Source organism: Chryseobacterium phosphatilyticum (genome assembly GCF_002899825.2).
Taxonomy (GTDB): domain Bacteria; phylum Bacteroidota; class Bacteroidia; order Flavobacteriales; family Weeksellaceae; genus Chryseobacterium; species Chryseobacterium phosphatilyticum.
On the sequence record NZ_PPED02000001.1, the window covers coordinates 1,547,096 to 1,569,432 of the forward strand.

The window sequence follows — 22,337 nt, forward strand, 5'->3', positions numbered from 1 at the left end:
AATGAGTATTCTTGCCTTCCTGTTCTTTCAATACAGCCTCGAAATTTCGGTTTCGGGGCTTTTTTATATTATACTATGAAATGTTGTTTTCCGGATCTTATCTCTGTCTTTTGTGGTTTACTACTGAAAATCTAAAAGTAATTTACAGTCGAAAAAGAACCAGATTTCCCTGCAGCGCCCTTATATTCTCGATCCCTCCCATTCCTTATTACCTAACATTTTTTAACAAAATTTACTAATACTTTATCATTTATAAACCAAATAAGGAATAATTATTGATTTTTTACTAGCACACCCCTAAATAAATTAGTTATGAAAAAGTTATTGCTAACAGTCATTGGAATAGGAATATTTGCAGTGAGCTGTGGAACCAAAGAATCGACGATGTCAACAAGTGCGCGTGATTCGGCAAAGGTGGATAGTATGCAAAAAAGTGCAACACCTGCTACAACCGATACGATGAGCACAAAGATGACGAATCCTGATAATATCAAGATGAAAAATGATTCAGCGGTGGTGCCTCCTGTCAAATAGTATTATATACGTTCAATTTAAAATGGAAAATCTGCAGATGAAAGCGCTGCAGATTTTTTTTGATGAAAAGAGAAAGGATAAGTGCTTTAATTATTAGATGAAAGACTTTAAGGTTCTGGCTAAAGCCAATGGAATTTATTTTTTATTTATTGAATGGCTGGGCTAAAGCCTAACCTATTAATCTTGATATCCGAATGCATCATAGTTGCTTAACGGCAAGATCTTTTATCTTTTATCTTTTATCTTTTATCTTTTATCTTTTATCTTTTATCTTTTATCTTTTATCTTTTATCTTTTATCTTTTATCTTTTAGAAAATGATTATATTTGATTAACGCCAAACATTAAAAAGTGCTATTATGAAAAAATTATGGACAGGAGCAATTCTGGGACTCCTTTTTTTGGGAAGTTGTGCTCAAAATAAGGAAAAAAGAGAAGAATTTAAGGACGCCCACAATAAGGATTCTTTAAGAAACAGAATGGGAGATTCTGCGGTAGCCCATTCCGAGCCGGCTCCGGTAGCTCCGGATACTTCCAAAACAAAAACCGACAGTACAAAAACGAAATAAAAAACCACAAATCCGCAGAACATCCGCGGATTTGCACTTAAAAAAACTTGACTGAAAAAAAACCGGGCAATCAACCCCGATTATATTGTGGTGTATATTCCTTACCGGAATATTTTTTCGACAGATAAAAGAGGAACCGCAACGATCTCATGGTAACGAGATATTCACGTGTTCCATATGTAAAGTTTCATGGTTTGATTTGCTGCTTAGTTTCCTGTATTACTTCCCTTATACTTTAGAAAGTACGCCTTCGAAAACAAAAAAACAACCGGAGTATGATAGTTGTTATTCCGTTTAAAACTGTCGCAAAGATAGGATAGCAGCTGCATTGGGTAAAATAATAGGTTAGTCATTTTCGTGAAAATAGCAAGTCATCATTAAAAAAAAGAATTGCTTTTAATCATTTTCGTGAAAACAGACATCAGGATCAGTTTGATTTTTCAGCGTCGAGGTACTTAATATAGGCTGATGGGGAAAAATCTGTAACGGCTTTGAATACCGCAGCAAATTTACTGTGTGAAGAAAAGCCACATTCATCTGCAAGAATGCTGATTTTATATTGTCTGTATTTCTCATCATTGATCAACTTATCTACAATATAATTGATTCTTAAACGATTGATATAGGTTTTGAAATCGGCACTTTTATGCTGATTAATTACGTAAGAGAGATACTTTGTATTGGTATTAAGCTCACCTGCCAGGAAAGACAAAGACATTCCTTTGTTGTTATACAGCTTACCTTTTTCAAAGTCTTCAAGAAGTTCAAGCAATTTAGACTCTGTTTCGAAAGTCATCAGTGAGTCATTCCTTCTTTTGTCAGCTTCACTATCTTTTTCAGCGACTTCTTCAACAGAAATATTAGCAAACTCAAAATCATGAGATGGTTTAAAAATGTGTACACTTTTTTGGGTAATCGGTCGCAATTGGGTTCTTATAATATTTCTGAGTTTTGAACGCTGTCTCTTTTGCTTTGTTCTAAAAAATATGATCAGACCTACCAGTGATATGAACAAGATGATAATTGCGGTGTTTTTGGCCATATTAAGCTGCCCGCTTTTCTTACCGTTTTTATTAACCGGAGATTCAAGATCTTTAATTCCCAATACCTGATTACGTGCTGCTATGCTGTCATAGGCCCTCACATACTTCACAGCATACAAAGAAGCTTTAAAATCATCTCCTACTCCTTCATAGTAATCATTAATATTAGAATATACAGCTTTTTTAAGTTTAAGGCTACGGGAAGTATCAGCAATTTTCTCAGCTTTTTTAAGGTATAATTCAGCATCTTTCCAGTTTTCCTGCTTCAACCGGATTCCTCCAAGTCCGTTATAAACCAGTCCCAAAATACAACTCCCTTCCCGAAGTAATTTTTCAGCTTTTCGATAGTAACTTTCGGAAACGGGATAATCATTCAGCTTAAAGTACACATCACCGAGTAATTGATACGAAGCAGCAACCGTTCTATCTTCCCGCTGACTGTTTATTCTTTCGAAATATTTTAATGAATATTCAATATACTGAATGGCATTGGTATAGTTCCCCAATTCAATGTCATAATAAGCCATTTCCTGATTAAGCAGACCCGCCATTTCATTTCTTTTTTGAGGATCACTGATCTTCAGAGAGGCTTCCAGGCCTTTTACAATATATTTTCTTGATCTTTCCTGAAGACCAACCTGCCGGTACTGTTTTGCCAAAAGCCTGCTGATATACGCCAGCCATTCCTGATCATTCATCTGAGTGATTAATGAATGGGCATTTTCACTATAGCAAATTGCTTTTTTAAATTCTCCTGTGTAATGATAAAGTTCTGAAGACAGAATCAGACTTCTCACCTTCTCCAGTGGTTTTTTCGCTGCAATATAAAGGGAGTCCGCAGTTTTGAATGCCTGAGGTAAATTTTTATGAGAAGTAACAACAGAGGTTCTTTCGCAGATCTGTTCGAAACGATCCTTTTTCTGTGCAAAAATGGGGACTGCAGTAGCAAGTAAAAACAAAAATATCAGTAATCTTTTAGGCATAAAAAAACAAATTATTATTTTTATAATAATTCATCATTTTTTCATTGGGTGTCTTTTTGTTTTTTACAAAACTACTAATATTTTAGTTTTAATTAAAATATTCTATTGTAATTTAATCATTTAACTAAAAAATCAATTTACATTAATTTTAATAATTAGTTTAAAATAATAAACGATTTTCTTATACACCACTTTAAACGTATAGTAAAAACAATCTTATGCAATAATTATTTTTGATATGACCAACTTAGATGTTATCATATTTATTACATTTGCAAGGAATGAATAAAAAGTTTTTATGAAAAAAATAGCATTACTTTCTTCTTTGTTTATAGGAGCTCTGGCTCTGGCGCAGGGAATTAAATTTGAGGACAGCAACTTTGCGTCTATTCTCGCTAAAGCAAAAAAAGAAAACAAACTTGTATTTGTGGATGCCTATGCATCATGGTGCGGACCTTGTAAACTGATGGTAAAAAATATCTTCCCACTTAAGACTGTAGGAGATTATTACAACTCGCATTTTATTAATGCAAAGATTGATATGGAGAAAGGAGAAGGTATTGAGCTTGCTAAAAAATATAATGTAAAAGCCTTCCCTACGTATCTGTTCATTGATGGAAATGGTGAAGCTGTACACCGAACCTTAGGATATGTTGAAGAAAAAGATTTCATCCAATTTGCTATGGATGCAGGAGATCCCGGTAAAAGATTAACAGCTTTAAAGCAAAAATTTGAAAATGGAGAGAAAAATCCTGAGTTTTTAAAGAATCTTGCTATGCTTACAATGTATAATGATACAGATTTTGCAGGTAAAGTGCTGACACGGTATTTCCAACAAAAAACAACACTGGATCAGGAGGATATACAAATGCTTCTGGCTGGCACTCAAAGCACCGAGGGATCTATGTACAAAATATTTCAGGATAAAAAAGCTGATATTATAAAGCTTATCCCGGAAGATAAATATGAAAAAATCAATAAAAATATCAAGCTCAACACAGTATCAAAGAAAGCCTACAATCCAGATACAAAAACCTGGAATGACAGCTACTTTATGAGTGAAACTCAAAAATTCCTGAGCAAGGAAGAAGCAGAAAAAATCCTGAAAAGAATGAAAGCCAACAGAGCTTTAAAAAACAAAGATATTCCTGCTTACGAAAAACTTATTCTTGAACTTTATCAGGATACTTCAGCAGCAAGTTCTGAAGAACTAAACTCTCTGGCCTGGAACTTTTTTGAAAATATAGATAATAAAGCGTCTTTGGCCAAAGCAATTACCTGGGCACAGGAATCGGTAAAGAAAGATCAGAACTATGCGAATACAGATACCCTGGCTAATCTTTACAATAAGATCGGAGACAAGAAAAATGCAAAGACATGGGCAGAGAAATCTATTGAACTGGCAAAAAGCACAGGACAGGATTCAGCAGACACTGAAAAGTTATTGAAAAGCCTCTAATGGCTGAAATATAAAAAGTAAAAACCGCAGAAAGCTATTCTGCGGTTTTTTATTGTATTATCGTTTTTGAACCTTCCCCTCAAAAATTCCTTGAATTTTTGACACTTCTCCTGAAGAGGGAAATGATCCCATTTTTAAGTTTGAGATCAAAGAAACTGGAGTATTTAACATTCTTTCCTTTTCGTCTATTAGTATTCAAAAAGAACACTTCCCCAGGTAAATCCGCTTCCGAAAGCTGAAAGAAGAACAAGGTCTCCTCTTTTGATTTTTCCTTCGTCAATTGCTTCACTTAAAGCAATGGGAATAGAAGCTGCTGTTGTATTTCCGTATTTCTGAATATTATTAAAGACTTTATCATCCGGTAACCCAAATTTCTGCTGAACAAACTGTGCAATTCTCAAATTTGCCTGATGAGGAATAAACATATCAAGATCTTCTACCGTCTTCCCTGCTTTGTTTAAAGCTTCCATCATAGTTTCCGGGAATCTTGTTACAGCATGCTTGAATACAAAGTTTCCGTTCATAATCGGATATACTTCTTTATTGGTAACATTCTCCGGTTCTTTTCTCATTCTGTCACTCCATCCGAACTTGGAACCCGGGAATTGTGTACATAATTCATCGGCATATTTCCCTTCAGAATGCATATTTACAGCTAAAATATCTCCTGCATTTTCATCTTCTGTGGCAGAAAGAACAACAGCTCCCGCTCCATCACCAAAAATAACAGAAACCCCTCTTCCCTCGTCAGAAAAATCTAATCCGAAAGAATGAACTTCTGCTCCGACAACAAGAATATTCTTGTACATTCCCGACTTTATAAATGCATTGGCTACGCTCATAGAATAAACAAACCCCGAACATTGATTTCTTACATCCAAAGCTCCAATGGTATCACATCCAAGCATATCCTGAAGCAATACACCACATCCCGGAAAATAATAATCCGGAGAAAGTGTTGCAAAAACAATATAGTCAATATCTTTAGCTGTCAGTCCCGCTTTCTCAAGAGCTTTTTCAGAAGCTTTATATCCAAGATATGCTGCTGTCTCCTGGGAATCATTCCTATTTTTACGATGTCTTCTTTCTTTAATACCAGTCCTTTCCGTAATCCATTCATCATTAGTGGTCATCAGTTCTGCCAGATCATCATTAGTAACAACATTATCTGGCACATAAAATCCTACGCCTTTTATGGTACTTTTAATCATATAGTTTTTTAATTTTGGCAAAGATAAAACTTATTTAAAACATAGTATTTCAAAATATTAGTATTTTTACTTTATGCCAATTGAAACAATATACAGAAGCGCTCACTGTGAGTGGGTAGATGTAGAGGCTCCTACTGCAGAAGACCTTAAATTTCTTCATGAAAGATATGAGATCAACAATCTCCTTCTGGAAGATACCATGGATCCTAATCACCTTCCAAAATATGAAGAAGACGGAAATGTAAAATTCTTTCTTCTTCGTGAAAGTACAGAACTGGAAAGAAAAAACCTCAACACGATTAGCGACATCAGTACAAAAATTGGTGTTTTCTTACTAGGTAACACCATTATTACTGTTCATAGAATGAAAACCAGAAGTATTTCTGAGACCAAGAAAAACATTTCAACAGTTCAGGAAGACATCAGCCCTCAAAAAGTTCTTTTAATGATTGCTATTCTGATTATGAAAAGTTTTGATGATGAATCTTTAAGTTTATTTGAGACTATGGATAATATTGAGAACGAAATTTTTCTTAAAAATACAAATCATACGAGCCAGATCAGAAGGTTGTATAAACTGAAGCGAAAATCAGGGTTAAATTCAAGAGTTTTGATTATTTCTACCGATGCTATTGATAAATTCAGATTACTGGATCTTCAGGATTCTGAAATTGTCGATTTGAAGGATAAGCATAAGGATGTTGTAGCTGATTTTGATCATTTGAATATTCAGATCACCAACCTTATTTCGATGTTCCTGGCCTTGTCTGACCAAAAGGCCAATCAGGTTATGAAAGTGCTGGCTATTTATTCGGTTTATTTTTTACCGATAACCTTTATCGCCGGTGTATACGGAATGAACTTTGAAAATATGCCTGAACTTCATCATAAGCATGGTTATTTTATTACATTGGGTGTCATGGCAACAGTTGTGATCAGTACATTTATTTATGTGAGACGCAGACAGTGGTAACTTAAGATAACAGAGTAAAAACAGGATATTACATTTTAAACCAACAGAATTTTATCTTTTAAGTTTACAAATAAGTACTAATTTAGAGATTGCTTTACCTACTCATCATAAGCCTTTTCTAAAACAGCCATAAAACTATGAACACCGAAGATCTCAATACAATTCTGGAAGACGATTCCCTTTCCGGAGAGTCAAAAGATAAACTTGTGGCTCTGCATCAAAATATTTCTACCAAAGAATTTTCTGATCTTCTCGATGAGTTTGGTAATCAGTATGTAGAATTCGTACAGGAAGGTGGTGGTGTCTGGGGAAGTGCGTTGGTAGGTTATCTGTATGGACTGGAAATTTTTGGAGTCCGTTTTTTAAAGGTAGCCGGAACAAGTGCCGGAGCGATTAATACAATGCTCATCGCAGCCTGCAGGACAAAAGAAGAGGCTAAAAGTGATGTTATTAAAGACCTATTGTTCAGTTGGGATTTTTCAGATTTCATGGATGGTAAAACGTATGTAAAAACTACGCTTCATGCCATGCTGAACAATAAAAACTTTTTTAAAATCAATGCTATTCTGGTGGTCATATTCATTATTATTCTGATCATTACTCCTTTTGCTATTCCTTCAGGAACCATTCTCAATGCTAAACTGATGTTCCTGATTCCATTAATTCCTGCCTTGATTCTCTTTTTCTGCATTAAAAAGTTGTATAACAATTTCAGAAAAGAAAATAGCGGACTGAATCCCGGAAATGTATTTTTAAATACGATGAAGAATGCTCTGGAAGGCTTCGGAGCAAATACTGTAGCCAGTCTCAATGAAAAATTTATCCGGAAAGAATACGATCTTAATCTGAATTACCGCTACGGAAACAGAGAAGAATATTATACAATAGCTCTTCAGAGTATTGAAAAGATTAAGATTAAAAACCAGGAACATATCGACGAAACCCGATATAAGATGTTCTATAACAGCGCGATCAATAATGATTATTACAAAAACAATCCCTTTTACCAGCTCAGGTCAGAATACGTTATAGTCACTACCGATATTAATGCTAAAATAAAGGTGGAACTTCCTACGATGGCTAATTTATACTGGTCGGAAGAAGAGCTCAAACATGTAAGTCCGGCAGAATTTGTAAGAGCATCCATGTCAGTCCCTTTCTTTTTTGAACCCTTTCAAAAAGCAATCAACAAGAATGATGATTCTGTAAAATATGCCTGGAAATTCTGGATGGGTACCCAACAGGAAGACATTAATCCTGCCGGTGTTTTTATTGATGGTGGCAGTATTTCCAATTTCCCGATCGATCTTTTTCATGCAGATGAAGTTTTCTATCCACGACTTCCTCTGTTTGCAGTACAGCTTACCAACGATTCTAACATCCTTTCTGAAAGAGGTAAGACAAGTGAGGAAATTATGGCTACTCCTTTCAGTTATGCAGGAAATATCATCAATACCTTAAAAGGTTTTAATGATAAGACTTTTCTTACCAAACATAGTTTCTATCGTCTTTACAGCATACAAACCGTTAATTGTGGTACCAGTAGCTGGCTGAATTTCTTTATGAAAAAAGAAGAGAAAGAAGATCTCTTCAACAGAGGTTTTCAGGCTGCTCTGGATTTCCTCAATCAGTTTGACTGGGAAAAATACAAATATGAACGAATGATGCTGACCATGAAGGAGAAAAAAATACTGAAAGAAGAGGATACACCAACGGTGGGGTAAGGATTTTTTGAGTATATTTATTAAAAAGCTAATAATATGAATAATAACTTATATTGGGTTGTTTATAAAAATATTGAAAAAGAAATAATAGAGTTATCTAATTTAATTCATTTTGATGATACCCAATTAACCATTTACTCTGTAAGAATTGCAGAATTATTAATTAGGACAGTTGTTGAAATTGAATCTATCTCAAAGGAGCTCTACTTTTTAAATGGAGGTGAAAAGCCTAATGACAATGAATTATATTTTGACACTGATTGTCTAGAGTTTTTAGAAACAAAATGGCTATTAAGCAAAAAAGTAGTTTTTGTATCTGCTGCTAATTTTTATTTTCAACAAAATGAAAACAAAATATTAGTACCTCTTAAAAAAGCAAATAAAAGGGGAAGTAGTTCTTCAGATTGGCAAAAAGCATATCAAGCTGTTAAACATAATAGAGCTAAGAATCTCACAAAAGGAAATTTAAAATACCTGATTCGCGCTTCTTCTGCACTATATATCTTAAATATTTATTATAAAGATACAAAGTATAATTTAGGACATATATCTACTACTAGTTTTGATAACAGTCAAGGTTCTCAAATATTTTCAATTAAGATCCACACTAACAATACCATCAACATAGAAGGAACTCAAAATAAGGAAGATGATTATGATGAATGTATATACTTAATTCATTCAACGGTAGAATCTAGTGAAGAATTGATAAGTTTGCTTAAAACTGTAAATGAAGAAGTTAACGCAAAGGTTTCACCTATTATTCAAGCTATGTATCCTGAACTAAATATTACTAATCTTGATGATATAAATGATGAGGTTACCCCAGGTCTGAGTACTATAATAGAGCAACATAAGATAGGCATTTTAAGTTCCAAAGCAAAAATGCTGGAGGAGGCATATTCTAAATTACAAAATGAAGCTGTCCCTAATAAAAATCAATATTGAATAATTAATACCGTAAATGCAACATATATATCAATAATACAAATAAAAAAGATCTTTATCCTATTAACCTATAGCATGTTTTTTTCATGTTTTAACCAGTAGAGAACTGATAAAGACCTATAGTTTTATTTTCAAAGAAGGAATCTATTTTGCAAAGGTTTCAAAATAGACTCCCATTTTTAATTTTTATAAGTTTTCCAAAAATTCCAGATACATCGGAATACTTTTTTCGATCCACTCGTCTGAGGAATCTCTTTCTATTCCATAATAAACAAAAGGTTCTTTGTAGTCTGCTTTTATATAATCGAAAGTCAGTTCATAAGGTCGGAAAAGCTCTTTCATTGTATACTTGTATTCTCCGGAAGCTGTATAACTGTTTTCATCTATTCCTGCGGTAACGGCCAGTGACATTTTCTTTCCTTCAAGTTTATAGCCGCTATTACTGCCATAGGCCCAACCATACAAAATGACCTCATCCAACCATTGTTTCAGAAGCGGCGGACTGCTGAACCAGTAAAAAGGAAACTGGAATACGATTTTATCATAAGACTCCATCATTTTCTGTTCCTGTGCCACATTAATTTTTCCATCGGGATACGCTTCGTACAATTGATGAACAGTATATTTTTCAGGGTATTTTTTTAACTCGTCAATCCATTTTTTATTGATCGCTGATTTTTCAATATCAGGATGTGTAACAATTATTAAGGTCTTCATTATGTTTAAATTTCTTTGGCAAAATTACAACACGTAACTTACATTTCGTACATTAGCAACCTATTGTATGGTACTATAAAAAATGTAAGTAATGACTAAAATAAAAGAAACCTCTACCAATTTTGCCAATAAGAAAGCGCTTGCTGATGAATGCCCGGAAATATATGCATCCAACATTATCGGAGGGCAATGGGCATTGGCAATCTGCTGTTACCTGATTAACGGGAAAATGAGATTTGGGGAACTTAGAAAGAAGCTTCAGAATATTACCGAACGTATGCTTACTCTTCAGCTCCGCCGCCTGGAAGAAGACAAAATTATTACCAGAACTGTCTATGCAGAAGTTCCGCCAAAGGTAGAATATGAGCTGACAGAAATTGGCTATAAGCTAAAACCCATTATCCTGGAATTTGAAAAATGGGGAAATGAACATAAAGAACTGATGAAGCAATCCTAAAAGAATGGTTGAAAAAATGAGATTCCTACGGAATGACAATAGAAGTATTTGACATTATGCACACACTTTGTCATTCCATAGGAATCCAGGCTTATTAATTGTATTATAATTATTGAATAATCCGTATTCTACCTCCCTTCAACCTTTTTCCACAAAGGGTTCTGAGCCAAAACTTTTGAGTGTATCGGGCAGCTTTCATGATGAGCTCCTTTCAGATATCCGGTGCTCATAAGAAATTCATTGACAATCTCCCCGCCTGTAAATTTGAATGTCTTTTTGAACAATTTCATCCACTCCTGCAATGTTTTCGGATGATGATGCTCCAGCCATTTTTCAAATGAACCGAACTCTTTCTGAAGTTCTAAAATCGTCCTGGCATTTTCAATGGCAGCATTTACTTTCAGTTTATTCCTGATAATTCCGCTATCATTCATTAATCTTTCACGGTCTTCTTCTGTATAAGCAGCAATTTTCTGAATATCAAAATTATCGTAGGCTTTCCTGAAACTGTCTTCTTTTTTCAGAACAGTTTCCCAGCTCAAACCTGCCTGATTAATTTCCAGCAGCAATCTTCCAAATAATTCATTATCATCATGGATTGGAAATCCATAGTAATTATCGTGATAATTTTTATGCAATTCCTTTCTGCTTTCAGGCTGCATCCCGTCTATAGCTAAACAATAACTCATTGAAATATTCTGTTTTTAATTTAAATGACGGTGTAAAGATAAAGTGAGATTGTGACAACTGTAAGTCAGGAGAATATTTTAATTTTTAAAAATCCTATTTTTTTAAAATACTTTTAAAATCTTGAATAAGTTCATCAGCAACTACACCTATCTGAGCGTCTACTTTTTCAATTCTTCCATGTACAACAAGGTTTCTTATTTTAGTAATCTTATTTAATTTAAAGAGTTGCTGATTATTAATTAATTTAAATTGGGATAGTTCCCTTATTACATTAGAAAACTGAGGCTCAAATATTGCAGAATAATCCACTTTAAGTTTCAGCACTTCACGTGCAAGTTCTTCGAGCTCAAAAAATTTGTCTAAAAATTCACCTCTCGAAAGTTTCGAAGAAGCAGATCCTCCTGCATCTTCACCAGAGCTTTCTTTTATCAACAATTTATTAGCCGTATTCTCAATTTTTTGAGGATCTATCATATCAACAACCAGTAAAACTGCTTTTACTATTGTATATGCATTAAGCGAGGCTACTAGTATTTCAGATATATATAAAGAATAACCAATATCAAACCCATTAAGAAAAACTACTAACAGACTTAAAATAATAGAAGCACCTGTAAACCATAAAAGTCTACGAAGCTCTTTAAAATGCTGATTCTTAATATCCGAATATATTTCCAATAATGTATCATCTCTTTCCACTGCCCTATCAATTCTATCGTGACTGAAAAAAAAGCCAGCTGAAATAAAACCAATAAATGCAGCGACAGCCTGGGCAGAAGAACTAAAAGCCCAATAAATGTTGTCAGGAGCCTCAAATATTACCATAATTATGTCATTATATAATTTTTGCCTATAACTCTTGGATAATCTGTAAAAGATTATTATTCCATTCAATTAAGCTACAATAATTATATAATCAATAATTGGTGGTTATTAGCGCTTTCAATTTACAAAAATACTGTCTAACTAAAAATGATTATAAAGTTTACTGAATTTGAACTAAAATAAAACGTAGTTTTGTAATAATGTCAAACTTCAGTTTTCATACAAGAACCTACAGAGCTATTATCACAATACTGGTATTGGTGTTTTCATTGTCACCATGTTCCGTGAAAAGAGATTTGCTTGATATTTTTGACATTCAATACATCAGTGGTCTCAATAAAGTAAAAATTACTTCAGGCTCTTCCATAAGCTGTGAAACGAGCTCTGAGACTTCATCCCGACTTTCTGTTTCAAAATCCGAAGTTCAACTGAAGAACAGGGAATCTTTCCATGTAAATCTGATTGCAAAACATGCTCAAAGAAAGATTAATTTCAATGAATATTCTGGGCATACTACAGGAAACGGTCCACCGAAATATATTTTATTTAAAAGATTGAAAGTAAGTCTTGTTTAATTTATTTTTAAACTCAATACAATCATTTTTTTATATTAAAATATTTTAAACTCAATGAAACATACCTTGAACAGCCCATCTTCTGATGTGGCCGGTTTATATACTTTATCCCTTCGTATGGTGATCGGATGGACTTATTTTTCTGCTTTTTGGCGCAGACTTATTCTTGAAAACAAATTAATCCCTGATGAAAAAGGATATATCGGAGAAAAATTCAATCATTTTCTACCTAATGCTCTTGGTATAAAACCAATCATTGAATATCTGGTAACCCATCCTGATGCTTTGCAGAGATCTATGGTGATTTTCACTATCATTGAAGCAATCGTAGGGTTTTTGATCATTCTGGGACTTTTCACCAGACTGATGAGTATCGGAATTTTCAGTCTTGCTTTGGGAATCCTTTTGGGATCAGGCTGGTTGGGAACTACCTGTGTAGATGAATGGCAGATAGGCGTATTGGGAGTTGCAGGTGGTTTTGTGTTGTTCCTTTCAGGAAGCAGCAGCTACTCTATTGATCAATATTTTATCAGGAAAAATAAAAGTTTTACTCATTCAAAATGGTTTCAATGGCTAGGCTCCGGTTCTTTACCTGTTTCCAATGCAAAAAGTTTTGTATTGGTTGGTTCTGTAATTATTTTTGGACTTACATTGTATACCAACCAATATTTCCATGGTGGAGTTTGGGGAAACCTTCACAACAAGTCTGTACAACCAAAGATTGAGATTTCAAATTTCGCCCATAGTGATTCTGATATACAATTTCAGGTATACAGAACTGAAGGAGCGGATGTATATGGCTCATTCCTGATTGGAATTCATGTTCTGGATAAAAACGGGAATATCTTAAAAGAACTATCCCCTACAGAACTCTCCAAATTGTCCAAAGAAAATATTAAAAATCACTATGTTGCCAAGGTAAAACCGGGTAAACACAGTCTTGTGATTCCCCTGGGGGCAAAAGCTGACATCAAGATTAATATTGACGATATTATTCAAAAAAGTGAAATTCACACCCTAAAATTGGTTGATATCAGTGGAATTGAATGGGTAAAAAATATCAGATAATTTTTTTTAATCAATTCTAAGCATAAAATATTTAAGTTTTGGCTAAAGCCAATGGAATATTTTCAATAGTAAAAGCGGACTAACGTCCGCTTTTACTGATTTTTACCTGATGGTTTTCAGTTTAAGGCTCATTTTTCTGTAATAACAACTCTATAGATACATGAACTATCGGGGTCAAGTTTTATCACTTGTATATTTAATAAAACATCCAGTCCCATTGTATCGCATACTCCTTGTATAAAAGGTCTTATAACCGGCCATTGCAACAGTTCTGAAATTTCAAGATTCTGTGTAATTCTATGGTATCGGTCAGTACCTTTTATCAATACTTCAGCTTTGTGGTCATTTAATTCTTTAAATTCAAAATTATATTCGGGACTGGATGTAAAAACTGCTGCAATAATTATTTTTACTGCGGTTGGAATTCCAAATGGCAGATCCGGCTTTATTCCCAAAGTCCTTAAGGTCATTTTAGTTCCGAGGTCATACATAAAAGCAGCCGATAGTTGTTCGATCGCTTCTGAGCCAAAAAGCTTTCCTGATTGTTTTAACAAACCACCATAAAATGCTGCGGTAATCTCAGACAAACGCTGAACTAATTCTGTAAAAGTTCCGGGAAAAAAATCTGAAATAATCTGATCAGGATCCATTTCTGGAAGGTAGATATCATGTTTTCTGAAATCAGATAAAGCTGTAAAGGTTTCAGGCAATTGTATATTTTTCATGGTAACGTTTTGTATTAATAAATCTTCTTCGGATTCTGATTAACATGGTAGTTATTTACATCATATTCAATAAAAATTTAATCTTCTAACAGAAATGGTCTTACCTTCCATTCTATAAACATGAATCTGTACCCTTTACTTGATATAAGGTAAATTATTATAGAGTACGATCGGGCTGACCTAAGAATCGATTTTGAAACAAGCATCGTAAGGTTTTCTCCGGCTTCTGCCTTTTGAAAAGGCATTTTGAGAGTGAGGGAATTTATTCATATTTTTTCATTTGGTAGTGTAAAGCTAAAGAAAATAAATAAATTCTCCAATAAGTGATATTATTTTTTAATTTAAATAACAATAAATTAATATGACATATTTTATCCTAAATACAACATTAAAAAATAAAACTTAAGATTTATAAGACAAAAAAACCTCCGAAGTGTTTCGGAGGTTTTGATAAAATTTAGTGCATGGCTTCACTCAAATCTATTTTTTCTTTACTCTTTCTTTCTTTAATAAATAAGATAAACGGAATACATATTAAAAATATTACTCCAAGGTAAAGAAATACATCCATATAGGATAATACCGTTGCCTGTTTGGTGACAGACATATCAAGCATTTTATAAGCGGCGTTCATTGCAGCATCGGGAGTCATCCCTTTTGCGATAAAGTTCGCTTTTAATGCTGCAAGTCTCTGCTGGACTTCGAAGCTGTTTTCATCCAGATGCGAAATTAGATTATTCCTGTATTTCTGGCCTGCATTGGCAATGAAGGTGGTAATAGCAGCAATACCAAATGAACCTCCCAACTGTCTCATCATCCCTGTAAAGGCTGCACCTTGTCCGATCTCCTGTCCTTTCAAAGTACTTAATGACAGAGAAGTAATCGGGATGAACAGTAATCCAAGTCCGGCTCCCCTTACAATCAGCATCCAGAAGAAGGCATCTTTACCGGTATCCGGTGTCAGAATTTTATATCCCCAGAAGCTATAGACAAAGAAGATGAATAATCCTAAAGATACCAGAATCTGCTGCTTGGCTCCTTTTGCTAATAATCTACCAATAATAGGCATCATAAAAGCTGTGGTCAATGCTGCAGGAATCATTAATGCTCCCGACTGCAGAGCCGTCCATCCTAAAATACTCTGTGTATAAAGAGGAACAATGAATGTCGAACCATACAGCCCGAATCCCAACACAAATGACATCATTGTTCCGATTCTTAAATTACTATTTTTAAGCACTCTAAGCTCAACGATGGGATACTTAAAGGTAAGTTCTCTCCAGAGGAATAAAATAAATCCTAAAACTGCAGCTATTGTAAATGCTACAATCATTCCGCTTGCAAACCAGTCTTCCTCATGTCCTCTCTCCAGGATAAACTGTAATGATCCTACCGTTATCGCCAGCAAGGCAATTCCTATCCAGTCAACATCAGATACTTTACGTTTTTCTGCATATTTCGGACTTCTTACAAACTGAAGTGTCATCAAAGTGGCTGCAATTCCAATCGGAATATTAATATAGAAAATATATGGCCAGCTAAAGTTATCTACGATATACCCTCCAAGCGGTGGGCCCAGAGTAGGGCCAATAATTACCCCCAAACCATAGATGGCCTGCGCCATACTTCTTTTTTCAATCGGATAAGATTCCGTAATAATCGTTTGTGAAGTTACCAGTAAGGCTCCCCCACCGATTCCCTGCATCAATCTGAAAAACACAAGTTCCCAGATATTGGTCGCATTTCCACATAAAAATGAAAATACGGTGAATATAATGATGGAAGCTGCAAAGTAATTCCTACGCCCAAACTGCTGGGATAGCCAGCTTGTCATGGGAACGATAATAACGTTTCCTATGGCGTACGCCGTGATCACCCAACCTACTTCGGAAAGTGTGGCTCCAAGGTTACCCTTCATCTCGTTCAGGGCAACATTCACAATCGTGGAATCCACAATCTCAAGCAGGGCACAAAGAATAGCCGTAATCGTAATGATTACTCTTCGGGCTCCATATTCTACTAATGAATCTTGCATAAGTTTTTTTACGATGTCAAAAACCAATTGTGAATTTTGTTCTGCAAGTAAAAAGTGATGTTTAAAGTTGTTTGTTTTATATTAACAACATCCCGTTCACCATTCACCCATCAATTCATTGATTTTCAACAATTTTAAATATTATTTCAAAGCAACCTCTGCCTTTACGTTCATCCCGGTTCTTAATCTTTTTGCAATATTTTTATCAAGATTTACAAAATCGATTTTTACAGGAAGTCTTTGAACTACTTTCACGAAGTTACCACTTGCATTATCCGGAGGCAGAATTGAGAAAGTAGCACCTGTTGCCGGAGAGAATGAACTTACTACTCCATTAAATTCCTGATCAGGAAATGCATCAATCTCAATTTTCACTTTTTGTCCTTCAACCATTTTATCAACCTGCGTTTCTTTGAAATTAGCCACCACCCACTTCTGGTCGTTTTTAACTAAAGCAAATAATTGTGCTCCTGCCTGCAGATACTGACCTGCCTGTGTAGGTACCTTTCCTACATATCCGTCTTCCGGAGCTAAAATTACCGTGTATGATAAGTTTAATTTCGCATTTTCAACATCTACTTCTCTTTGTTTGGCCGTTGAGCTTGCGACACTGATTTGTTGAGAGCTTGCTGCGGTCTGAGAAGAAGCAATGGTAGTTTGCTGAGCAATCTGATTTCTTTGTTCTACCAGCACCTGAAGTTGCTTATCTGCAGATTGTTTGGCCGCTAGAGCCTGCTCATATTGTTGTTCAGTAATCGAATGATCTTTCACAAGATTGGAATATCTTTTTAAATCCTGCGTAGTCTTCCACACATTTACTTTTGCAGCTTCAATCTGTGCATTAGCTGTTGCTACTGCTGCCTGAGAGCTGTTGATATTTTTAGACGTCGCTGTAGTGGTAGCTTCAGCTGTTGAAATATTGCTTTTTGCTGTTGCCAGTGCTGCCTGTGATTGCTCAAGAGCCATTTTCTGATCTCTGTTATCTAAAATAACCAATGTATCTCCTTTCTTTACGAACTGATTGTCTTTTACTTTCACCTCAGCTACATATCCGGAAATTTTAGAAATTACCGGTGCCATATTGGAAGCAATCTGAGCATCGTCAGTTTCTTCATGATACTGTCCGTACGTAAAAGCTCTGTAACCATAGATTCCTCCTCCGATTACAACAGCCGCTAAAATGATAGGAAAAACTAAACTTTTTTTCTTTTTAGGTTCAGCTGCCTGTGTATTATTATTTTCCATTTTGGTTTCGATCTGATTATTTAATTGTTAAAGTTCCTGTTGTTTGTAATAGTTTTCTGTAGGCTAATGCGGCATCCGCTTTTGCGTTGATCACCCCCACATTAGCTGCAATCTGAGCTGCGTCTGCATCCAGAAGCTCTGTCATGGTTGCAAGACCGTTATCATATTTATTTTTTGTAATTCTGAAGTTTTCATTAGCCTGCTCTGCAGATTTTTCGTACACAGAAATTCTCTTTTTAGAATAATCTGTATTTTGATATTCTCTGTTTACATCAAGCTTAATGTTGTCATTCAGCAGCTCATCTGTAGCTGACAATTGCTTTTCTCTGGCCTGAGATTGTCTCAATGATGAGTTTTCTTTCCAGATATTTGATAAATTGTAAGAAATTCCAATGCCTACATTAATTGCATTATAAACCGTAAGAAACTTAGGAATATCTGCTGCTACATAACCTCCTGTAAATGCTATAGAGGGAAGATTCTCTGCTTTTGCAGCTTTTGTTCCCAATGCGGCAGCTTTTCTCTGTTGCGCTAAAGCTTGCAGATCTTTACGATTTTCTCTGGCTTCATTGACATAAAAGTCGACAGGCTTTACCTCTGAACCTTCTTCAATATAGTTCTGGTCCACTTCCAGCTCTGTAGTTTCAGGAAGTCCCAGCAATAAATCCATATTGATGTTGGCAATATTGTAGTTGTTTTTTGCTTCCAGTAGCTGAAGTTCAATATTTGAAGTTTGAAGATTTGCCTTTAACCTGTCATTTCTGGCGATTAATCCGTTGTTTTCCATTTTAAGGAAAGTTTCGTCTCTCTTTTGAGAAGCCGCAAGGTTTTCTTCGAAAACTTTGATCGACTGATTTGCTTTAAACAAGTTATTGTAAGCCTGAGCTACATTATAAGCAATTGCTATTTTATCATTTTCCGTGCTCAGCTTGGAAGCTTCTACCAGATACTTCGCAGATTGAATTCCATATTTAATCTTACCTCCGCTGTAAATCGGAACACTCAGATTGGCCGAGCCATAAAGAACCTGATGTACTTCAGGACCTCCTGCCCCACCGGAAAGACCTGGTAATTTAATGTCAACATTTGGTTTTATCGGAAGGTACATATAGCTTCCTGAAACTTTTAATTCCGGAAGCTGTCTGTTTTTTGCCTCCAAAAGATCAGCTGTAGCCTCTTCGATCTTGGCTGCATCGATCTTTAGATTCTTGCTGTTCTGGATTCCCAGCTGCACAGCTTCGTCAAGAGAAAGTGTTTTTTTCTCCTGAGCATTTGCATTTGCTATTCCTAAGAATAATGATAATGCAATCACTGAGTTATTTATTCTCTTCATAACCTAAAAGGTCTTTTAGTAAATATTTTATATGTTTATTAAGTTCTGTATAGTATTTCTCATCAAAAACATCTTCTTCTTCCGTATCATTCAGGAACTCCTTATACATCTCCTTGGCATTGAATGCATAAAATAAAGTTCCACTTATTGTTGAATGAAGCAGATAAATAGGAGGGTTTTTGGTGAAAATCCCATTTTTAAGACCGTTTTCCAATATCTGGGAATACATCGAAAGAAATCCCATTTTGGCTTGCTTCAAAAATTCTATAATCTGAGGGTTTTGTGTATATAACTGCTCCCTCTGCATGATTCTGTAAAAACATTTCTGTGTCCTGATCCTGTTAGAAAACTGATCAATTACCTTTTCAATTTTCTGCCATTCGTTGATATCTGTTCTTCCCAAAAGATCTTTTGAAAAAAACTGACCTTCGTTCATTCTATATTCAACTAATTTCTCATAAAGCTTCTCCTTAGAGCCAAAATAATATGAGATCATAGAAATATTTACATTAGCCGCTTTTGCTATTTCCCGGGTGGAAGTTCCTTCAAATCCCTTTTCAGCAAAGAGCTTTTCGGCTGCGAATAATATATTTTCTTCTTTTGAAATCATGTAGCTGTCATTTTTTCAGGCCGCAAATGTACACAAGTTTTAAATAAAATCAAACGATTGATTGATTTTTTAATATAGATTTAATTTATATTTACAAAAAACAAATTCTATGGGCTTATTCGATTTCCTTTTTAAGATATTTAAGAGAAAGGAAAAAAAACAGACAAATGAAGTAACTTTTGAAAATGATACTCAGGAGGAAATGACAACTGTTCCAATCAATGATGCGATACCTGTTTCATTAGAAGAGACAATTACTCCATTAACTGAAGTGACAACTCCCCCATTTATTGAAGACAGACCTGCTGTATCAGAAGAAAAGACTTTTACATCCAATGAAGATGGAAAGCGCTTCGATCTGGAATTCATTGAAGCCTTCAGAAGATTTCATTGTAATCCGACTCTTGACGTCCACCTTACACCTGAGGATGACAGAGGTAATGTCTATCCTTCCCATCAGGCTTACGGAGACCTTTTTAAAGAATGGATGGATATTCAGTCAAAATGGGATCGGATGTCCTTATTGTATCATTTCTGGGATCAGTCTCAATTTGAAAAGCTTGAAGACTGGCAGGTCATAGAAAGATTCGTAAAAGACCGATACTCTAAAAAAGCACTACAATATTTTGAAGAAAAGATGTCGGACAAAAGACAGCTTACCAGAGAAGAACTTGTTTCACTTTCAAAACTTCACCGTGTATTATTGAATAATCCTGCGGCAAAGGACTATATTGAAACTGCCTATAAAAACCATCCTGATGATGATGCTGTAAAAGTAGAATATGCAACAGTTCTTCATATCATAGGAAATCATTCTGAAAAAGAACTTTCTCATCAATTGTTTCATGAAGTCCTGGATAAGAAAATACAAAAAAACGACACTGATTCTGTTTTCGATTGTTTCAGATTCTCTGAAGGATATACTGATTCCTCTATATTTGCTATGCTTTATCTGATGAATACGGAAGCTGATAATGATACATGGGACTATGTTGCTGAAGAATACTATTACTGCCCTGTCTTCAGATATGAACATGCTGTACAACTAGCTCAAACTGATAATTCTTTGAGGGCTCTGGCAAAACTCACTTCTTTAAGTCAGGAATTCCCATGGTTCAGAACTGCTCTTGAAAGTACTATTGGCAATATTAAATCGATGCGAAAACAGCTCAGCAATCCGGATTTTATGGAACAAGAGTTTCAGGAATTTCAAGCTTCATTAAAAAAATTACAGTAGTCTCATATCAAATTAAAAGAGATTTTCTTCAACGCTGGGAAGAATACTGAAGAGAAGAAAAACTTATAAAAAACAAACTCCGGATAGTTTCCGGAGTTTTATATTATGTACTTTTATGAATATATCTTGATAGTTTTATGCCCAGATCGGTCCAGACGATTTTGGGGTTTCCGTTTCTGGTCAAATGCAGATCTGCTGTATTGATTTCTTCCAAAATACTTTCAATATTGGCTCCGCTGATAAATTTAGAAAATCCTGTCCAGTTGAATCCATTCGCATTGATTTTTTTATATACTAAATTTTCAGACTGATAATTCTGAAGGAGGGCAAGTCTGAAAATCTCTGAGCAATAGTTGAGGAAGTTTTTCTGCTTTTCCCTGTTCCAGCCTGCAATTTCTCTGGCCCAGAAAATAATACTTTTAAGATATTCCGGTTTCTTTTTTACCATAAATGCATCACGAACCCATTGTACAAATAGTTTTTCAAATTCATTGCTCTTATCTCCGGAGTTCAGCAGCTTGATCGCTTCATTGAGATTTCCCTGAGCTTCATGAATAATTTCTTTTCTCTTTTCTTCGGAAACATTGAAATTTTTAGTGAGATACTTTTCAAGATCTTCATCATGAAGTCTTGGTACTTCTACAATCTGAGTTCTGGAAAGAATGGTTGGGAGTATATCATTGGTGTTTTCAGCGGTAAGAAGAATAACTGTTTTTGCCGGTGGCTCTTCCAGAAATTTCAGAAATTTATTGGAAGCAGGCACGTTCATTTTATCAGCTCTCCAGACAATAAGGATTTTGGTTCCTCCTTCATAGCTTTTTAAAGAAAATTTCTGGTTCTGGTCATCGATTTCATCCGCAGAGATAAACAACTGTTTATTTTCTGATTCTAAAAAAGCCGTCCAGTCATCATAACTGGCGTAGGGTGAAGCCAGAATCATTTCCCGGAAATCATCAAACTTATTTTTGCTTAAAGAATTTTTGTTATCTGTAAAAACGGGAAAGCTGAAGTGAAGATCCAGATGGTTAAGATGCTCTACTTTGGTAGCTGCATGTTCGTTTTCCTGATTCAATATTTCTTTTGCATAGGCCAGTACCATAGGCAGGGTTCCATACCCTTCCTTGCCTACAAAAAGTTGGGCATGACTCACCCTGTTTTCAGCAATGCTTTCTCTAAGAAGTCTTTTCAGATGATCCTGTCCGGCGATGTTGTCCCAATTCATGTTTCAAAGATAAAAAATCTTATTCCAATTTGTAAAATTATGTCTGTTAAATCTATTCCTTATCTCATTTTATCAGCATGAAATAAGATTATAGGATCTATTATAGGCAATATCAATAATAAGATTAGAATAAATTTCATAATTAAATTGTGGAC

The 22,337-nt window shown here is 35.0% G+C and carries 21 protein-coding genes; 10 read left to right on the forward strand and 11 right to left on the reverse strand.

Features of this window, described 5'->3' with window-relative positions; translation table 11 throughout:
• Positions 1-312 precede the first annotated feature (312 nt).
• Positions 313-534, forward strand: coding sequence for a cytochrome C551 (locus C1631_RS07115; protein WP_109711359.1), 222 nt, complete (start codon positions 313-315; stop codon positions 532-534).
• Between the two features lie 358 nt (positions 535-892).
• The gene (locus tag C1631_RS07120; protein ID WP_109711361.1) at positions 893-1,102 is read left to right on the forward strand and encodes a hypothetical protein; all 210 of its coding nucleotides are present in this window, start codon (positions 893-895) and stop codon (positions 1,100-1,102) included.
• Positions 1,103-1,529: 427 nt separating this feature from the next.
• On the opposite strand, the gene C1631_RS07125 is transcribed toward C1631_RS07120, so the two are convergent.
• Positions 1,530-3,128 (reverse strand): AraC family transcriptional regulator, encoded by a 1,599-nt coding sequence (locus C1631_RS07125; RefSeq protein WP_109711363.1) that lies wholly within the window; start codon positions 3,126-3,128, stop codon positions 1,530-1,532.
• 298 nt (positions 3,129-3,426) lie between these two features.
• On the opposite strand from C1631_RS07125, the gene C1631_RS07130 reads away from it, so the two are divergent.
• Entirely contained in the window at positions 3,427-4,587 is a 1,161-nt protein-coding gene (locus tag C1631_RS07130) for a thioredoxin family protein (protein ID WP_109711365.1), read from the forward strand.
• 188 nt (positions 4,588-4,775) lie between these two features.
• Here C1631_RS07130 and C1631_RS07135 read toward each other — a convergent pair whose 3' ends face one another.
• Entirely contained in the window at positions 4,776-5,798 is a 1,023-nt protein-coding gene (locus C1631_RS07135; RefSeq protein ID WP_109711367.1) for a 3-oxoacyl-ACP synthase III family protein, read from the reverse strand.
• A gap of 73 nt (positions 5,799-5,871) precedes the next feature.
• On the opposite strand from C1631_RS07135, the gene C1631_RS07140 reads away from it, so the two are divergent.
• From C1631_RS07140 to C1631_RS07150, 3 genes are all read left to right on the forward strand, one after another.
• Complete coding sequence (locus tag C1631_RS07140; RefSeq protein ID WP_103248419.1) at positions 5,872-6,771, forward strand: magnesium transporter CorA family protein; 900 nt, start codon at positions 5,872-5,874, stop codon at positions 6,769-6,771.
• Between the two features lie 137 nt (positions 6,772-6,908).
• Positions 6,909-8,495, forward strand: a complete 1,587-nt coding sequence (locus C1631_RS07145) for a patatin-like phospholipase family protein (RefSeq protein ID WP_109711369.1) — start codon at positions 6,909-6,911, stop codon at positions 8,493-8,495.
• 36 nt (positions 8,496-8,531) lie between these two features.
• The gene (locus C1631_RS07150) at positions 8,532-9,443 is read left to right on the forward strand and encodes a hypothetical protein (protein ID WP_109711371.1); all 912 of its coding nucleotides are present in this window, start codon (positions 8,532-8,534) and stop codon (positions 9,441-9,443) included.
• A gap of 186 nt (positions 9,444-9,629) precedes the next feature.
• Here C1631_RS07150 and C1631_RS07155 read toward each other — a convergent pair whose 3' ends face one another.
• On the reverse strand, positions 9,630-10,160 hold the full coding sequence (locus C1631_RS07155) for an NAD(P)H-dependent oxidoreductase (protein ID WP_103249658.1): 531 nt from the start codon (positions 10,158-10,160) through the stop codon (positions 9,630-9,632).
• A gap of 91 nt (positions 10,161-10,251) precedes the next feature.
• Here C1631_RS07155 and C1631_RS07160 point away from each other — a divergent pair, with 91 nt between their 5' ends.
• Positions 10,252-10,617 (forward strand): winged helix-turn-helix transcriptional regulator, encoded by a 366-nt coding sequence (locus C1631_RS07160; RefSeq protein WP_103249657.1) that lies wholly within the window; start codon positions 10,252-10,254, stop codon positions 10,615-10,617.
• Between the two features lie 128 nt (positions 10,618-10,745).
• Here the strand turns inward: C1631_RS07160 and C1631_RS07165 are convergent, their stop codons facing one another.
• Both C1631_RS07165 and C1631_RS07170 read right to left on the reverse strand, forming a co-directional pair.
• Positions 10,746-11,306, reverse strand: coding sequence for a DNA-3-methyladenine glycosylase I (locus C1631_RS07165; protein WP_103249656.1), 561 nt, complete (start codon positions 11,304-11,306; stop codon positions 10,746-10,748).
• 94 nt (positions 11,307-11,400) lie between these two features.
• Positions 11,401-12,132 carry a hypothetical protein gene (locus C1631_RS07170; RefSeq protein ID WP_109711373.1) on the reverse strand — a complete coding sequence of 244 codons (732 nt, stop codon included), beginning with the start codon at positions 12,130-12,132 and terminating at the stop codon, positions 11,401-11,403.
• Positions 12,133-12,332: 200 nt separating this feature from the next.
• Here C1631_RS07170 and C1631_RS07175 point away from each other — a divergent pair, with 200 nt between their 5' ends.
• Positions 12,333-12,707 carry a hypothetical protein gene (locus C1631_RS07175; RefSeq protein WP_103249693.1) on the forward strand — a complete coding sequence of 125 codons (375 nt, stop codon included), beginning with the start codon at positions 12,333-12,335 and terminating at the stop codon, positions 12,705-12,707.
• Positions 12,708-12,761: 54 nt separating this feature from the next.
• A complete protein-coding gene (locus C1631_RS07180; protein WP_103249694.1) occupies positions 12,762-13,775 on the forward strand; it encodes a TQO small subunit DoxD in 1,014 nt (337 codons plus the stop codon).
• 128 nt (positions 13,776-13,903) lie between these two features.
• On the opposite strand, the gene C1631_RS07185 is transcribed toward C1631_RS07180, so the two are convergent.
• From C1631_RS07185 to C1631_RS07205, 5 genes are all read right to left on the reverse strand, one after another.
• Complete coding sequence (locus tag C1631_RS07185) at positions 13,904-14,500, reverse strand: hypothetical protein (protein WP_109711375.1); 597 nt, start codon at positions 14,498-14,500, stop codon at positions 13,904-13,906.
• Positions 14,501-14,957: 457 nt separating this feature from the next.
• Positions 14,958-16,535 carry a DHA2 family efflux MFS transporter permease subunit gene (locus C1631_RS07190; protein WP_109711377.1) on the reverse strand — a complete coding sequence of 526 codons (1,578 nt, stop codon included), beginning with the start codon at positions 16,533-16,535 and terminating at the stop codon, positions 14,958-14,960.
• Positions 16,536-16,676: 141 nt separating this feature from the next.
• A complete protein-coding gene (locus C1631_RS07195) occupies positions 16,677-17,780 on the reverse strand; it encodes an HlyD family secretion protein (RefSeq protein WP_103249409.1) in 1,104 nt (367 codons plus the stop codon).
• Positions 17,781-17,796: 16 nt separating this feature from the next.
• Positions 17,797-19,113 carry a TolC family protein gene (locus C1631_RS07200; protein ID WP_109711379.1) on the reverse strand — a complete coding sequence of 439 codons (1,317 nt, stop codon included), beginning with the start codon at positions 19,111-19,113 and terminating at the stop codon, positions 17,797-17,799.
• Positions 19,097-19,723: a TetR/AcrR family transcriptional regulator gene (locus C1631_RS07205; RefSeq protein WP_109711381.1), complete on the reverse strand. Its 627-nt coding sequence runs from the start codon at positions 19,721-19,723 to the stop codon at positions 19,097-19,099. Before C1631_RS07205 ends, C1631_RS07200 begins: the two co-directional genes overlap by 17 nt.
• A 109-nt stretch (positions 19,724-19,832) precedes the next feature.
• On the opposite strand from C1631_RS07205, the gene C1631_RS07210 reads away from it, so the two are divergent.
• The gene (locus C1631_RS07210) at positions 19,833-20,960 is read left to right on the forward strand and encodes a hypothetical protein (protein ID WP_109711383.1); all 1,128 of its coding nucleotides are present in this window, start codon (positions 19,833-19,835) and stop codon (positions 20,958-20,960) included.
• A gap of 103 nt (positions 20,961-21,063) precedes the next feature.
• On the opposite strand, the gene C1631_RS07215 is transcribed toward C1631_RS07210, so the two are convergent.
• Positions 21,064-22,182, reverse strand: a complete 1,119-nt coding sequence (locus C1631_RS07215) for a DNA polymerase III subunit (RefSeq protein ID WP_109711385.1) — start codon at positions 22,180-22,182, stop codon at positions 21,064-21,066.
• Between the last annotated feature and the right edge of the window lie 155 nt (positions 22,183-22,337).

Bases quoted from the DNA above. Each gene is read 5' to 3' on its own strand.
- C1631_RS07115 (WP_109711359.1), top strand. From the start codon at position 313: ATGAAAAAGTTATTGCTAACAGTCATTGGAATAGGAATATTTGCAGTG.
- C1631_RS07195 (WP_103249409.1), bottom strand. From the start codon at position 17,780: ATGGAAAATAATAATACACAGGCAGCTGAACCTAAAAAGAAAAAAAGT.
- C1631_RS07190 (WP_109711377.1), bottom strand. From the start codon at position 16,535: ATGCAAGATTCATTAGTAGAATATGGAGCCCGAAGAGTAATCATTACG.
- C1631_RS07150 (WP_109711371.1), top strand. From the start codon at position 8,532: ATGAATAATAACTTATATTGGGTTGTTTATAAAAATATTGAAAAAGAA.
- C1631_RS07145 (WP_109711369.1), top strand. From the start codon at position 6,909: ATGAACACCGAAGATCTCAATACAATTCTGGAAGACGATTCCCTTTCC.
- C1631_RS07170 (WP_109711373.1), bottom strand. From the start codon at position 12,132: ATGGTAATATTTGAGGCTCCTGACAACATTTATTGGGCTTTTAGTTCT.
- C1631_RS07130 (WP_109711365.1), top strand. From the start codon at position 3,427: ATGAAAAAAATAGCATTACTTTCTTCTTTGTTTATAGGAGCTCTGGCT.
- C1631_RS07185 (WP_109711375.1), bottom strand. From the start codon at position 14,500: ATGAAAAATATACAATTGCCTGAAACCTTTACAGCTTTATCTGATTTC.
- C1631_RS07180 (WP_103249694.1), top strand. From the start codon at position 12,762: ATGAAACATACCTTGAACAGCCCATCTTCTGATGTGGCCGGTTTATAT.
- C1631_RS07160 (WP_103249657.1), top strand. From the start codon at position 10,252: ATGACTAAAATAAAAGAAACCTCTACCAATTTTGCCAATAAGAAAGCG.
- C1631_RS07125 (WP_109711363.1), bottom strand. From the start codon at position 3,128: ATGCCTAAAAGATTACTGATATTTTTGTTTTTACTTGCTACTGCAGTC.
- C1631_RS07175 (WP_103249693.1), top strand. From the start codon at position 12,333: ATGTCAAACTTCAGTTTTCATACAAGAACCTACAGAGCTATTATCACA.
- C1631_RS07165 (WP_103249656.1), bottom strand. From the start codon at position 11,306: ATGAGTTATTGTTTAGCTATAGACGGGATGCAGCCTGAAAGCAGAAAG.
- C1631_RS07205 (WP_109711381.1), bottom strand. From the start codon at position 19,723: ATGATTTCAAAAGAAGAAAATATATTATTCGCAGCCGAAAAGCTCTTT.
- C1631_RS07210 (WP_109711383.1), top strand. From the start codon at position 19,833: ATGGGCTTATTCGATTTCCTTTTTAAGATATTTAAGAGAAAGGAAAAA.
- C1631_RS07215 (WP_109711385.1), bottom strand. From the start codon at position 22,182: ATGAATTGGGACAACATCGCCGGACAGGATCATCTGAAAAGACTTCTT.
- C1631_RS07155 (WP_103249658.1), bottom strand. From the start codon at position 10,160: ATGAAGACCTTAATAATTGTTACACATCCTGATATTGAAAAATCAGCG.
- C1631_RS07200 (WP_109711379.1), bottom strand. From the start codon at position 19,113: ATGAAGAGAATAAATAACTCAGTGATTGCATTATCATTATTCTTAGGA.
- C1631_RS07140 (WP_103248419.1), top strand. From the start codon at position 5,872: ATGCCAATTGAAACAATATACAGAAGCGCTCACTGTGAGTGGGTAGAT.
- C1631_RS07135 (WP_109711367.1), bottom strand. From the start codon at position 5,798: ATGATTAAAAGTACCATAAAAGGCGTAGGATTTTATGTGCCAGATAAT.
- C1631_RS07120 (WP_109711361.1), top strand. From the start codon at position 893: ATGAAAAAATTATGGACAGGAGCAATTCTGGGACTCCTTTTTTTGGGA.